This window comes from Acetobacteroides hydrogenigenes (assembly GCF_004340205.1).
In the GTDB taxonomy this organism is placed as follows: domain Bacteria; phylum Bacteroidota; class Bacteroidia; order Bacteroidales; family ZOR0009; genus Acetobacteroides; species Acetobacteroides hydrogenigenes.
Genome location: NZ_SLWB01000011.1, coordinates 51,190 through 65,725 on the forward strand (window position 1 = coordinate 51,190; position 14,536 = coordinate 65,725).

At 42.0% G+C, this 14,536-nt stretch carries 14 protein-coding genes; 6 read left to right on the forward strand and 8 right to left on the reverse strand.

The annotated features are described in order from the left end of the window. The first annotated feature begins 127 nt into the window (after positions 1-127). Positions 128-3,424, forward strand: a complete 3,297-nt coding sequence (secA, locus tag CLV25_RS11285; RefSeq protein ID WP_131839758.1) for a preprotein translocase subunit SecA — start codon at positions 128-130, stop codon at positions 3,422-3,424. A 354-nt stretch (positions 3,425-3,778) separates the two neighbouring features. Here secA and CLV25_RS11290 read toward each other — a convergent pair whose 3' ends face one another. After that, a complete protein-coding gene (locus tag CLV25_RS11290) occupies positions 3,779-4,180 on the reverse strand; it encodes a hypothetical protein (protein ID WP_131839759.1) in 402 nt (133 codons plus the stop codon). 179 nt (positions 4,181-4,359) lie between these two features. Here CLV25_RS11290 and CLV25_RS11295 point away from each other — a divergent pair, with 179 nt between their 5' ends. After that, entirely contained in the window at positions 4,360-4,641 is a 282-nt protein-coding gene (locus CLV25_RS11295) for a hypothetical protein (protein ID WP_131839760.1), read from the forward strand. Between the two features lie 112 nt (positions 4,642-4,753). Here the strand turns inward: CLV25_RS11295 and uvrB are convergent, their stop codons facing one another. From uvrB to CLV25_RS11310, 3 genes are all read right to left on the reverse strand, one after another. Next, positions 4,754-6,775, reverse strand: coding sequence for an excinuclease ABC subunit UvrB (uvrB, locus tag CLV25_RS11300; RefSeq protein WP_131839761.1), 2,022 nt, complete (start codon positions 6,773-6,775; stop codon positions 4,754-4,756). A 211-nt stretch (positions 6,776-6,986) separates the two neighbouring features. After that, positions 6,987-7,523, reverse strand: a complete 537-nt coding sequence (locus tag CLV25_RS11305) for an FMN-binding protein (protein ID WP_131839762.1) — start codon at positions 7,521-7,523, stop codon at positions 6,987-6,989. A gap of 100 nt (positions 7,524-7,623) precedes the next feature. Continuing rightward, a complete protein-coding gene (locus CLV25_RS11310; RefSeq protein ID WP_131839763.1) occupies positions 7,624-8,790 on the reverse strand; it encodes a hypothetical protein in 1,167 nt (388 codons plus the stop codon). A 209-nt stretch (positions 8,791-8,999) separates the two neighbouring features. Here CLV25_RS11310 and CLV25_RS11315 point away from each other — a divergent pair, with 209 nt between their 5' ends. The 4 genes from CLV25_RS11315 (at position 9,000) to CLV25_RS11330 (ending at position 12,174) form a co-directional block, all read left to right on the forward strand. Continuing rightward, positions 9,000-9,560, forward strand: a complete 561-nt coding sequence (locus CLV25_RS11315) for a manganese efflux pump MntP (protein ID WP_131839764.1) — start codon at positions 9,000-9,002, stop codon at positions 9,558-9,560. Positions 9,561-10,356: 796 nt separating this feature from the next. Next, a complete protein-coding gene (locus tag CLV25_RS11320) occupies positions 10,357-10,971 on the forward strand; it encodes a YqaA family protein (protein ID WP_131839765.1) in 615 nt (204 codons plus the stop codon). A gap of 10 nt (positions 10,972-10,981) precedes the next feature. Beyond that, positions 10,982-11,932, forward strand: a complete 951-nt coding sequence (locus tag CLV25_RS11325; protein ID WP_131839766.1) for a TerC family protein — start codon at positions 10,982-10,984, stop codon at positions 11,930-11,932. Next, complete coding sequence (locus CLV25_RS11330) at positions 11,929-12,174, forward strand: TFIIB-type zinc ribbon-containing protein (protein ID WP_131839767.1); 246 nt, start codon at positions 11,929-11,931, stop codon at positions 12,172-12,174. Before CLV25_RS11325 ends, CLV25_RS11330 begins: the two co-directional genes overlap by 4 nt. 165 nt (positions 12,175-12,339) lie before the next feature. Here the strand turns inward: CLV25_RS11330 and CLV25_RS11335 are convergent, their stop codons facing one another. The 4 genes from CLV25_RS11335 to CLV25_RS11350 form a co-directional block, all read right to left on the reverse strand. Next, the gene (locus CLV25_RS11335; RefSeq protein WP_131839768.1) at positions 12,340-12,969 is read right to left on the reverse strand and encodes a hypothetical protein; all 630 of its coding nucleotides are present in this window, start codon (positions 12,967-12,969) and stop codon (positions 12,340-12,342) included. A 50-nt stretch (positions 12,970-13,019) separates the two neighbouring features. Continuing rightward, positions 13,020-13,208 (reverse strand): hypothetical protein, encoded by a 189-nt coding sequence (locus CLV25_RS11340; RefSeq protein ID WP_131839769.1) that lies wholly within the window; start codon positions 13,206-13,208, stop codon positions 13,020-13,022. A 38-nt stretch (positions 13,209-13,246) separates the two neighbouring features. Continuing rightward, complete coding sequence (locus tag CLV25_RS11345) at positions 13,247-13,792, reverse strand: GNAT family N-acetyltransferase (RefSeq protein WP_165877071.1); 546 nt, start codon at positions 13,790-13,792, stop codon at positions 13,247-13,249. A gap of 159 nt (positions 13,793-13,951) precedes the next feature. Further along, positions 13,952-14,386 (reverse strand): hypothetical protein, encoded by a 435-nt coding sequence (locus tag CLV25_RS11350; protein WP_131839771.1) that lies wholly within the window; start codon positions 14,384-14,386, stop codon positions 13,952-13,954. Between the last annotated feature and the right edge of the window lie 150 nt (positions 14,387-14,536).

The following is a 14,536-nucleotide window of genomic DNA, read 5'->3' on the forward strand; positions in this document are numbered from 1 at the left end:
AGAATTAACTGTTCTATGCTGTACTTACAGCATTTAGAAGTGTACACTCGCTATTTTTGTTATCTTTGGTGTCGCTTACATTAAGCGAACAACTATTTGTGCTCAATAACAAAATATTATAGGTCTAATGAGTATAGTAAACGCTCTATTGAAAGCCTTTTTAGGAGGTAGTAAATCTGATCGAGACATTAAGGAGGTTATGCCTTATGTCCAAAAGGCTCTAGAAATTTACCCTAGCCTTGCTCAAATTAGCAACGATGAGTTAAGGCTTAGAAGCAAAAGGCTTCGCGAAATCATCAAGGAAAGAATTTCTGAGGATGAGCTTAAAATTGCCGATCTTAAGACTCAGATGGAATCGGATACGATTAGCATCGAAGAAAAGGAAACGGTTTATACACAAATTGACAAGCTAACTAAGCAGGTTGACGATACTATAGAGGTTGTCCTTCTTGAAGTACTACCAGAAGCCTTTGCTATTGTTAAAGAAACAGCTCGTCGTTTCAAAGAAAATACCCAGTTAGAAGTTACAGCGACAGACTTTGACCGCAACCTAGCGGCCAAAAAGGAGAACGTTGTTATAAAAGGCGATAAGGCCTTCTGGGCTAACAACTGGATGGCAGGTGGATCAATGATCACCTGGGATATGGTTCACTACGACGTACAGCTTATTGGTGGTGTAGTTCTTCATAAAGGTAAAATTGCTGAAATGGCAACTGGTGAAGGTAAAACGCTGGTTGCAACCCTACCCGTATTCCTAAATGCACTTGCAGGTAAAGGCGTTCACGTTGTAACCGTAAACGACTACCTTGCGCGTCGTGACTCGGAATGGATGGGGCCAATCTACGAATTCCACGAACTATCTGTGGACTGCATCGACAAGCATGAGCCACACTCTGAAGCTCGTCGTGCAGCATACAACAGCGACATTACCTTTGGTACAAACAACGAGTTTGGTTTCGACTACCTCCGCGACAACATGTCGTTTAACCCAGAAGACCTCGTTCAGCGCAAGCACCACTTTGCCATTGTAGACGAGGTCGATTCTGTGCTTATTGACGATGCTCGTACTCCGTTAATCATATCAGGTCCTGTTCCCAAAGGAGAGGATCAGCTGTTTAACGAGTATAATGCTAACATCGAGAAGCTTTACAACGTTCAGCAAAAATTAGCAACCCAACTGCTTTCCGATGCTAAAAAGTTTATAAACGAAGGCAATGCGGAAGAAGGAGGAAAACTTCTATTAAGAGTTCACAAAGCACTTCCAAAGTATAAGCCTTTAATAAAGTATCTCAGCGAACCAGGTGTTAAATCACTGCTACTTAAGACTGAGAACTTTTACATGCAAGACAATAACAAGAACATGCACATCATTACCGATGAGTTGTACTTTGTTATTGATGAGAAGCAAAATTCGGTAGAGCTAACCGATAAGGGTATCGATTTAATTTCTAAGTCGTTTGACGATAAAAGTTTCTTTATTCTTCCTGATATAGGAAGTACAATTGCCGATCTTGAGAAGAACATACAAGATCCAACAGAAAAACTTGCAGCAAAGGATAAGCTGCTCGAAGAGTACGCCATTAAATCAGAGCGCGTTCATACGGTTAACCAGTTACTCAAAGCCTACGCGATGTTCGAAAAGGACATTGAGTATGTGGTGATGGACAACAAGGTTAAAATTGTTGATGAGCAAACAGGACGTATCCTTGAAGGAAGACGTTATTCTGATGGTCTACATCAAGCTATTGAAGCAAAAGAAAAAGTTACCGTAGAGGCTGCAACTCAAACCTTTGCAACGGTTACACTACAGAACTACTTCCGTATGTACCATAAGCTTGCAGGTATGACCGGTACTGCCGAAACAGAGGCAGGTGAACTTTGGTCAATCTACAAGTTGGATGTAGTTGTAATCCCAACTAACCGTCCCATTGTCCGCAAGGATATGGACGATATGGTATACAAAACTAAACGCGAAAAGTACAACGCTGTTATAGACGAGATTGTAGCTCTTACAGAAGCAGGACGTCCTGTTCTTGTAGGAACAACCTCCGTTGAAATTTCAGAATTGCTTTCGCGTATGCTTAAGCTTCGAGGTATAAAGCATAACGTACTTAATGCGAAGCAGCACCAACGCGAAGCGGAGATTGTAGCAGAAGCAGGTCGTGCAAGTCAGGTTACAATTGCAACCAACATGGCAGGTCGTGGTACCGACATTAAGCTAACCCCAGAAGTTAAGGAAGCAGGAGGTTTGGCTATTATTGGAACAGAACGTCACGAATCTCGTCGTGTAGACCGCCAGCTACGTGGTCGTGCAGGTCGTCAAGGAGACCCAGGAACATCTCTCTTCTACGTTTCGCTAGAAGATGACTTGATGCGCCTATTTGGTTCAGATAGAATGTCTAAAATGATGGACCGCCTTGGCCTTAAGGAAGGAGAAGTAATTCAACACTCTTGGATTTCGAAGTCTATTGAGCGTGCTCAAAAGAAGGTTGAAGAAAACAACTTCGGAATTCGTAAGCGCTTGCTCGAATACGACGACGTTATGAACTCGCAACGTGAGGTTATCTACACCCGCCGTCGCCACGCTTTAAATGGCGAACGCGTAGAGGTAGATATCGACAATATGATGAGCGATTATGCTCTTACCCTTGCCGAGCAAGTTCATGGTAAGATGGATTACGAGGACTACCAACTAGAACTTATCAGACAGCTCGGAATTGAAACCTCTATTACTGAACAAGAGTTTAAATCTCTAAGCGAAACGGCTCTTTCCGATCGTATTTACGAAAATATTAAGGCTGTATACGAGCGTAAAGCACACCAAATAGCAGATCATGCTTGGCCCGTAATTAAGGATGTTTACGAGCATCAAGCAGCTCAATACCAAAATATCGTTGTTCCAATTACCGATGGCCATAAGGGCTTCAACATTCTTTCGAATCTAAAGAAAGCATACGATTCGAAGGGTAAAGAGGTAATTAAGTCGTACTCTAAGACCATTATGCTGGTTACCATAGACGAGCATTGGATGGAGCACCTTCGTGAAATGGATGAGCTAAAGCAATCGGTACAGAATGCTACTTACGAACAAAAAGATCCTCTATTGATCTATAAGTTTGAGTCGTACAACCTATTCCGTTCAATGCTCGAGAAGGTTAATCGCGATGTGCTTTCGTCACTGCTTCGTGGCCACATTCCATTCCGTGAAACAGAACAGGAAAGGCCTCAGATGCAAGAGCAGCGCGAAAATCGTCAGAAGGTAGATCTTAACAGGCTAAGCACTAGTCGCAACGAACTATCATCGAACGCTAGTGAGCCAAAACGCAACGAGCCAGTAAAGGTAGGGAAGCAAATAGGACGTAACGATCCTTGCCCTTGCGGTAGCGGCAAAAAGTATAAATCTTGCCACGGTAAAAACGAATAGCATTTACCAATAAATAAAACGAAGCGGTCTGTAGAATTACAGACCGCTTTTTTATCATTCTGAGGAATAATTTCAACAGTATTACGCCTCGAGTTATTGCTAAAAAACTTATATTAAAATACTACATAAAAAACAAATATGATAATCAGACTTTTGGAATAGTTTATCTATAAAAAATAAATTACAAAACTGTAAATGAGAATAAGGCACGACAATTGTAAAACTAACCATGTTGCCATGACGTGCAATATGAAGTTTGCCCCATTTTTCACACACAATAAAAGGACAGAAATTCAACCTAGAAAATCTGTCCTTTTCATTTTATAATCAGATTATTTATAAGAAAATGCTATGCTAGATTTCCTTACTATTGAAGATATGAATTGTAGCATCTTCTGCTTTCCAATTCTTATTATCATCTGAAATAAAAGTGTGAGTTACTTCAATATGGTTATCGATATGATAAATAAGAACAACCTTTGTCTTATCGCCTTCATTTGTTATATCCAGATTTTCAACATGTACAAAGGTTTTATCACCATCTAAGGTCCTATTTGCATTAGCCTTTTGATAGATAAAAACAGGCTTAAGGTTTCCATCGTCATTCCTTGCAAGGATAGACCTAATATCGTCAACAACTAGTGATTTTTGTAGGAAATAATTACCTACTAGAGTCCTTTCTTTTGCAGTAATTGCACTTGCATAACTTCCTACTAGAATTAACATTCCAATTAGGAAACATTTCATCGTTCTCATCATTATACATTTTTTGTAAAACAAAAACTAATTCATTAATAAAATGAACGTAGATGAATTAAGATGTGCACAACTATTCTACTACAACATTTGGAATTAATTCGGACTAACTTCATAATTAATTTGTCCTTTTGGGGTAATTCCACCTATAAGACGCATGAAAAATAAAAATGTAACCAGTGAAACAAATAATTAGTGTTAACCAATTAGCTATAGAACATATTTCTTCCCTTAAAAAAGATCGGCATACCCGAACGAAACAACAATCCTCACTTTTAGGCACTGATTTCGCAATGTGTAGAATAAAATCAACAGCCTATAAATTAATTATACAGCAACAACAAAAAGACATCAACTTTTTTATCTTATATATACCACTAAATATAAATACATTAACAGCAGTCTATAAGGCTAACCAAAGAGAAGAAGGAAAAAATAGGCATCGTTATTGCAACAAATGAGATGTACTGCAAATGCAGACATAATTAATACGCCCCATTTTTCACACACAATAAAAGGACAGAGATTCAAAATTGAAGATCTGTCCTTTTTGCTTGTATCAGAGGAATAGGCCTACTTGGTCTTTTTATCAGCAAGCTCAATTAGAGCAAACATTTCGTCGCGATACTTGGCCGCCTCTATAAAGTCTAAATTCTTAGCCGCCTTCTCCATATTCTCTTTTGCCTGCTGAATAGACTTCTGTATTTCGGATTTAGACATGTAGCCTAACACGGGATCTGCAGCTACGCTAATCTTTTCGGGTTCTAAATAGGCTTTCTCTTCGGCAGGTTTTGCCAATAAATCGCTACTCAACGCTCCCTTAGATGATTTGTAAACCTGACGAGGCGTAATGTTATGCTCGATGTTGTAACTGGCCTGCTTTTCGCGCCGACGGTTGGTTTCGCTAATGGTTTTCTCCATCGAATCGGTAATCTTATCGGCATACATAATTACCAAACCATTTATATTACGAGCGGCACGCCCTGCCGTTTGGGTTAGCGAACGCGCAGACCGAAGAAATCCTTCCTTATCGGCATCAAGAATAGCAACAAGAGAGACTTCCGGTAAGTCGAGCCCCTCGCGAAGAAGGTTAACCCCTACCAGCACATCAAACAAACCCGCTTGTAGGTCTTCCATTATTTGAATTCGCTCCAGCGTTTCCACATCGGAGTGGATATAGCGGGTTCTAATGCCCATACGGACTAGATACTTGGTTAGCTCCTCGGCCATACGCTTGGTAAGCGTAGTTACAAGAACTCTCTCCTCCTTCTCCGTTCTCTTGTAAATCTCCTCTAGAAGATCGTCTATTTGGTTTGCCGTTGGGCGAACCTCTATTACCGGATCAAGCAGTCCTGTTGGACGAATAACCTGCTCCACAATCACTCCTTCACTCTTTTTCAGCTCATAGTCGGCTGGCGTAGCGCTTACGAATACGGCCTGATTCACCAGCGTCTCAAACTCGTCGAACTTAAGCGGACGGTTATCGATTGCTGCAGGAAGTCGGAACCCGTATTCAACCAGGTTGTTCTTGCGCGAGTAATCGCCACCGTACATAGCGCGAACCTGAGGTATCGTTACGTGGCTTTCATCAATTATTATCAATCGATCGTTGGGGAAGTAGTCGAGCAAGCAGAATGGGCGCATTCCCGGTTTTCGGCCATCAAAGTAACGAGAGTAGTTTTCGATACCCGGACAGTATCCCAGCTCCTTCAGCATCTCCATATCGTACTCAACGCGCTGCTTTAGGCGTTTTGCTTCCGCAAACTTCCCTACGCTATTAAAGAACTCTACTTGCTGCACTAAATCGTCCTGAATTTGACGAATGGCGTTGTTCATCCGCTCCTTGGTGGTAACAAATAGGTTTGCTGGATAAATAAGCACCTCATCCGGCTCATCGATAACTGAACCCGTTATAGGATCAAATATCTCCAGGCTCTCTATCTCATCTCCCCAAAAGGAGATACGGTAAGCACTATCGCTGTAGGCAAGGTAAACATCAACCGTATCGCCCTTAACCCTAAAGCGTCCACGGCTAAACTCTACCTCGTTGCGCGAGTAAAGCGCATCCACTAAGCCGTAAAGCAGCTTGTTTCGGCTAAGAATTTGACCGCGTCTAAGCTTTATGGTTGTTGCATGAAAGTCTTCGGGGTTTCCGATGCCGTATAAGCACGATACAGATGATACCACAATAACATCCCTCCTACCCGATAGCAACGCCGATGTAGTGCTCAAGCGTAATTTTTCAAGCTCATCGTTAATGGCCAGGTCCTTTTCGATGTAAACATCGGTAGTCGGAATATAGGCCTCGGGCTGGTAGTAGTCGTAGTACGATACGAAGTACTCCACCGCATTTTCGGGGAAAAAGGTCTTAAACTCTCCGTAAAGCTGAGCAGCCAACGTTTTATTGTGGCTAAGGATAAGTGTAGGGCGATTGAGCTGCGCCACTACGTTTGCCATGGTAAACGTTTTACCAGAACCCGTTACCCCAAGAAGCACGTTGTACTTGCTTTCGCCCCTAATGTTTTCCACCAGCTGACGAATAGCCTCAGGCTGATCACCAGTGGGCTTAAATTCGGATGTAAGCTTAAAATCCATAGCACTACAATAATATCTTAATTTGCAAAGTTAAGTAAATAGGACTACAAGCGGCTTGCACATCGGCAATTCTTTAGAATGCCATGCTGCAATATCGGCTTAAGGAAATAGGATAATTAATGCAACGTAGAAAGCCCACCCGTATATGATACGAGTGGGCTTAGACTAAAAAGCATATAAGTCTAACCTACTTGAATAACCTCAAAAAGCATTATAGGACACCCAGCTGATGTAGCAGGGAAATATTGTGCTTCACCAAGTTTATATCCTGAACTATTGATGTAGCCGATATCGTAGCACCGCTCATAGCATCAACATTACGCCTATACTCGAAAATGTAACCAATTGCCTTACCGGCAAACTGCTTTAGCCAAAATCGGCTAGCCACGGCTCCTCCATACGGAGGTCGGTATTCCAAAATTTTCACCTTAGAGGTAACCAAATCGGCATCAAAAACAACCGCATAGTCGAATGTTTCCGTTCGTCCGTTGGTTTGAGATACGTAAACATACCCCACGGCATTCCCTTCCTTTTTGACAATGCATAGAGTACCATCGGGCATTGGCTTCGCCAACCTTCGCTGGGTGTTATCGTCAATGGTTAAGTAGGTAAGCGAATAGCCACGACCAAAGCAGCCATCAATTAATTCCTTCTGCTTACTCTGCGAGAACTTCGAAAGCTCCAACTTAGCCATTGCCGAAACGCTAAGGACACCCAAAAACACAACTAGCAGAAATACCTTTTTCATCCGAATAAAATTGTTTTTAAAGGCTAAATGCAACCCGCATAACAAGGCTTTATTCATGCCTGTTTGCGACTGCTAGTCTTGCGGGTTTCATGATAATTGATTAGAAGGTTACGCCAACTCCTAGATTTAGCGTTCCAACGGCAGAATCGTCGGCTTTAGACTTGGACAACAAATAGTCGGCTTTGAGCACCGCACCTTTAGCAATTCGGTAGCCAACCCCAAACACCCAATCCTGCTTATTGTAGGCATCCTTTCGTGTTGCTCCCGATGCAACCTTATAGTTGGTATCGTACTTTTCGTAGCGTACAAAGGGGGTAAGAGCACCTTCGCCGCTGCCATCTTTAGCAAATAGGTCGTAGGCAAACTCTACGTAGTAGCCAAGCATTGCAGAACCTAAATCCTTTTTTGTAAGCTTATTGTACTCGGCAACATTAGCCAACGATGCATATGCAACCACCCCTCGTGTTTTGAAGTTTCCTATTGAGTAACGGTAATCGGCACCAACCATCGAGATATTTACAACCGAAGAGTCGGCCTTTGCCATGGCTGCATGGTTGCTCTTATCCAGCTTATTGAATAGCGTTGAACCTGTTTCGCCAAAATAACCTGATACTCCCAGTACCAGATTCGGAACCGCATCGTAGGTAAGACGTGCGGCTACGCTTGGGCTGCCCATTACAGCCTTTGCTCCCTTCTGACGACCACCTCTCAATCCGGACGATCCGCCAAGCAAACCGCCACCATCGTAGCTTTTAAACCCATTCATTACGTACACCTGATAGCCCAAGCCAGCCTCACTGAATCGCCCTTGAAAGCCTGCGCCAATCTCGCGCCATGTTGATGGTATAATACTATTGTCGACGGCAGGACGCAGCACCCCATTAAACGATGTTGGCTCGTGATACTCGTTTACGATACCAAATGGAGTTAACAGCAAACCAGCTTTAAGCTGCAACCTTTCGTCGAAACGATGGTTCAGGTAAGCCTGTTCAATCCAAATTTCCTTTACATGCTCAAATTCGATCTCCGTATGAAATGATGTTTTCGACGAAAACTGGTAGTTCATCATCATAACCACACGGCTAACATCCAAATTCCCATTTTGCTTAAAGCCCGATTTGATAGGCTGAACATAATCGATGGTTCCGTAGCCGCCAATCGACAAACGAGATGCTCTTTCGGCATCGTTTACAGCTAAACCTTGTCCATTTACCGCTGACATTCCGCCTAAAAGGGCAAATGCAGCTAACAGTAGATCCTTTTTCATTACAGACTTTATTAAGTTTTCTGCTACTAAATACCGGCTAAACCATAAGCGCAGCCTCCTTTGAAATAATCTGCGCCCTACAATCAACCATTATTTAGACTTGATTAAAATTACGTTGCAAAAAAAGATATAAACTGAATGCCTTCATATACCTACTTTTTGGTATTTTCGTCGGCTAATTAAGTAACCCGCACATTTTACTGCCATTTATGGAACTCCTTACCCTTTTTGCCCTTGCCGTTGGCCTCTGCTTCGATACGTTTGCCGTTTCTATTTCGAGCGGACTAATGAAAAGGGAAATAACCTTTAAGCAGGCGCTTCGAATTGCTATTGTACTTGGTGCTTTTCAAGGGTTGATGCCTGCAATCGGATGGTTTTTAGGAATCAGCATTAAGGAGTACATTCAAGAGTGGGATCACTGGATTGCGTTTATTCTGCTCGCCATACTTGGTGGTAAAATGATCTACGAAAGCTTTAGCAAAGGAGACGATAAGGAATTTGATCCGCTTAACGTAAAGGTGATGGTAGGAATGGCCATTGCAACCAGCATCGACGCGCTGATTGTTGGCGTTAGCTTCGGGATGTTCGAGGTTAATCTTCCACTTGCCGTTATTGTTATTGGAGGGGTTACCATGTTTGCCTCAATGCTCGGAATATTCTTAGGAAAAAAAACTGGCGCCCATTTAGGAGAAAAAATTGAGGTGCTTGGTGGAATAATCCTTATCGCTATTGGGGTAAAAATTGTAGTGCAGCACCTTTGGTTTGCGTAAAAAAGGATTTAAAGAAGCTGCGAATACGCGTCTCCTAGATTGGTAAAGCTTTCGCAAAAGCCGATCGTACGCTGCAAGCCAAAAATTTCAACTTCGAATCTATCCTATCGATGCCTTTTGTATCAAATCAATTGCTTTTATTGCAATTTTAAGTAGGTCAAGGATAGCTTTGCCCTGCTTTCGATATTCGTGACCTTCATCCATTTTACCTGTATCTGACGTTATTTAACATCCGTTTTTCTGTACTTCCGTGGATAATAGTACTTTTGAAGCCGAATGAGCATGTATCGTCAAATATCATTTCGACTAGTATTTCTTCTAGCAGTTCTCTTTTGCTATGGCTTGAGCGAAAACGCACAGAGCGACCCTAACCTATGTGCTGTTGAGCTCATGGAAGGGAAAGAGAGCTTCGTAATTAAGGATGCATCAGAGATAGACTCGTACAACGACGATAAAATTAGCACCGATGCTTGCATGCCCCTTTTATCGGCACAAAAAAAGGAGCATAGTATCGTTCATACGAGCAGCGCAATCATTCATTACCCCGCCCCTATTTGGCAACCGCCCAAAAGCTGCTAAAAAGCCTATCCGCTTAGCCCTACTTATGCACAAATACGTCGTTCGTGTAAGCCGCACGCGTATAGCAACATTTTTAATGTGATGGTTGATTGCATCTTTTAAACGGTTAGATGCCATTCATAAAAACCACATTAGGCTCCCGGATACGATATTAGCGCTCGTATTACCGTTCTGGTAACGTTTTATTTTACAACAATTAAATCAGGATAACCTATCTATGGCTTGGTTAAGATCGATGTATAGCTGGATTCTAAAATGGGCTGATACACCCTACGGACCATTGGCTCTATTTATTACCGCCTTCGTAGAATCGATATTTTTCCCCGTACCTCCCGATATTCTGCTTATAGCTCTGGCTTTGGGATGTACCTCAAAATCGTTTCGATTTGCCCTAAACTGTACAATAGGCTCTATACTAGGCGCTATTGTGGGCTACTATATTGGCTTTTTTGCATGGATTTCTCCTAGCGGAGAGTTTACCCCATTTGCCAACTTCTTCTTTAACAATATCCCTGGATTCTCTATAGACCTTTACAATAGCATTAAAGAGCTATTCAACCAGTGGGATTTTTGGGTGATTTTTACGGCAGGATTTACTCCAATACCCTATAAGGTTTTCACCATAACCTCTGGAGTGTTCGATTTAAATATGCCAATGTTCGTCCTTGCTTCCTTTATAAGCCGTGGTTTGCGATTTTTCCTTATTGCATACCTTATCTGGCGATTTGGAGCAAGCATCAAGCACTTTATCGACAAGTATTTTAATGCGCTGGCATTAGGATTTACGGTGCTACTTATAGGAGGTTTTGTCCTCGTAACGTACTTATTTTAAAACAAACAGCATGATTATAAACGCCTACATTTGGATCGGATTTATTGTATTTGTACTGCTAATGCTCACCTTAGACCTAGGTGTGTTTCACCGCAAATCGCACGAGGTAAAAATTAAGGAGGCCCTTACTTGGAGCGCTGTATGGATTTTGCTGGCGCTAGCTTTTAACTATGGCATTTACCTCTTCATGGGGAAGGAAAAAGCCCTAGAGTTTTTGGCGGGTTACCTAATCGAAAAATCGTTAAGCGTCGATAACCTATTCGTATTCATTATGCTCTTCACATTTTTTGATGTGAAGCCAAAGTATCAGCATAAGGTTCTGTTTTGGGGAATAATTGGTGCGCTGATCTTACGCGCGTTCTTTATTCTTGCCGGGGTTGCGCTTATCAACCAGTTCCATTGGGTTATTTACGTATTTGGGGCTTTTCTGGTTTATACCGGAATTAAGATGCTATCGCACAAGGACGAAAGCATCGAACCCGATAAAAATCCTTTGGTTAAGATCTTTAAGAGGATATTCCCCGTTACCGGAGAGATGCATGGCGGTAAATTCTTTGTAAAGCTCAACGCTAAAACATTTGCTACTCCCCTCTTCATTGTACTGCTGGTGGTAGAGTTTACCGATCTTATTTTTGCCGTCGATTCCATTCCGGCTATACTTGCCGTATCGAATGATACCTTTATAATATTCACCTCGAATGTATTTGCCATCTTAGGCTTACGCGCACTATACTTTGCGCTTGCCGGACTTACCCAATACTTTCACTACCTAAAGTATGGGCTGTCGGCAATACTGGTTTTTGTTGGGGTTAAAATGGTAATCGTTGGATTTTTTAAAATACCGATTGCCGCGTCACTTCTAACGATACTCGGAATTCTAACCATTTCCATACTTCTTTCAGTACTTTTCCCTGCTAGGGTAAAACCTCAGCTAGTAACATCAAAAACTACTAAACGATGAAATGTCCTTGCTGTAACGTACCTCTCGTAATGTCGGAGAGACAAGGTGTAGAAATAGACTACTGCCCTCAATGCCGTGGTGTTTGGCTCGATCGTGGCGAGCTGGATAAAATTATTGAGCGCTCGTTATCGCTTGATGCTCCAATGGGCTTCAGCACCAAACAAGCGTTTAGCGGCAATAAGCACGACGACCACTACAAGTACCACAAGAAAAAGAGCTGGCTAAACGAGCTCTTCGATTAGCAAGGCGGGGCTAGCCCGCCAACCTACGGAGATCTTGATGTTGAAACGGAAACGCTATCCGTAGAATATAGCAAAAGGGGCTGTCCGATTAAGACAGCCCCTTTAATACCTAATGGCTTAGCCGAATAGCGATAGAGCAGATTCCAGAACCTTGCAAAGCCTGTTTTACTTCAAAAGCCCTCTTTCGCGTAAATCCTTATAGATATCGGCAATACTGTCGGGTATTTCGAACCGAATTAGCCAGTTAACGTCCAAGCCATTATGAATAGCAGCCTTCATTAAGAGGCTATTGCTACCCAACAAATTTCCTATTGCTTCAATATCGTCCCTAAACTCAAGATGAAGATCTTCGTGCTGCTTTTGAATGAGCATTAAAATCTTAAAGATGCGAGCTATAATGTAGATGAGTAAGGTATACGACTTGCCATATCTTTCGGCAGCAATGCGCGGACTATTCAGCTCTAGTAATTTTCGAAGCAGGGCACAATTTAAGGTTATTTCGCCCACCTTATCCTTAGTGATGTAAACATGCTCGTTTATCTTTCCGCTTATTGTGCGAGCATCCATTAGCAGATAACCTGGAGAGTAGTAGGTATCTGAAGCCCTTTGAACATCTTCTATAATAGTACTTTTAAGCTTTTCCCTTTTATCCTGCACCGAATCGGTATCAACCAGCTCGAAACGAAGCTTACTGGCCAGCTTTAAATCTTTCTTTAGCAGCCGCAATACCAGCTTATCCTTTTCCTTGCCGGGTAGCAGCTCTAGGGCTCTTTTAAATTCTGGGTCAAAATCCATACTGATTCCTTATTTATTCTCCCTAGGATAGGCAATAGCGCCGAAATTCGCTATTCTACCCTATTGAGATTCCGATAGGCCTTTCGCACCAGCTGCGTTACCACAATAAAACCTAAACCTACAACCAAACGGTACTCCTTTAAAGGATTATCGGGGAATAGATCGATTAGCGCAGCAGCCAAGACAATTAGGCTTAATATCCAAATTAATGCAAAGGTAATTAAAACCGCTGTTCTCATGGTTCTTCTTTTTAATAGTTGTAGCTAAGAATAGGCTACTAAAGCGGCTTCTCCAAGTAAATAACCGAAAAGCTGCTGCTTCCATAATCCTTATCGCCACGAATATCCGTAATCCTATCGAACCCATTCCTGGTCAAAAACCGTAACCCCTTCCAGTTTTTAAGGTGTACCCCTATGCCTAAGCTTGCATAGCCCTTTTCTTTTGCAGCGGCGGCAATTGCTGCTACCGCTTCGCGTCCAACGCCATGCTGCTGCACCTGTGCGTTAACCACAAATATGCTAATCCATACCGTTGATGGATTCGGATATCCATGGTACACATCGAGAAAGCCCACTATGCACGAATCCTTTTTGCTGCAAATCGCCTTAAGCTGGTAAAGTGCCCTACTGGCATTAGCAATAGGAGGTAAATCGCCCTCCGAAATGCATTTTTCGATATAGCTTTCCTCAAACCACTCCCCTTCGAGCAGCTGCTTATCGGTCCAGCTGCAGCAAATGGACTTTAGCGCTGGAATATCCTTTTCCACCGCATCTCTGATTATTAGGTTTTCGGTCTCTATACTACTGGATATAGTTCTGCTCATAAAAGGTTTTTTATCGCTATCTTTTGAATAATGCATTCAATTTTTTCCTATTCCGCTTTTGGGGAATTTAATGCCGCCTCGTATCTTCTAAAAGCAGAAACTTCGTCAGCATCCTTTTTTATCCACATTTAAGGGGAAATTCAACAGGGATACTAAATTCTAGATTGTAACAGTAACCGGTATTGCCTTTTTACTCATTGCCGTCTCTATGCTATTTATGACATTCACGTTGTAATCTATATAAACCCTTTTCCTTCTACCACTTTTTAATACAAAGCAAACAACCGTTCTTGCCATAAAAGCGCTATACCTTATCCTTACCTGTCGAATACTTCGATAGTCTATTCGATTATTAGTTACGTGTAAAATTGTAGCGTAAACCAGTACAACAAATAATATGGTCATAACAACTAGCGTAGAAAGGCTTTCGAATGCACCAGTTTTACTATATGTAGTAAATTCTGAGAATAATATTTTTATGTATAAGAAATAGGTAACTCCCAAAACAAATTTCAATACACCACTATAGTTGATAGCGATTTCCTGATCGTTAAGCTCTAAGCTGCCATTTTGTGTTTTAAAAATTTCGTTCATATGCTATTCCTATTATACCTCTGCTAGGCGTAGGCACCGTCTACGCTTTTTACCTTTTGCCACGCTACTTAAACAACAGGCTATAAGCCTTGGTTAATTGAGCATAGCGAGTATAACCTCCTATACTTCCGTTTTATTGCGGTCTAAGAC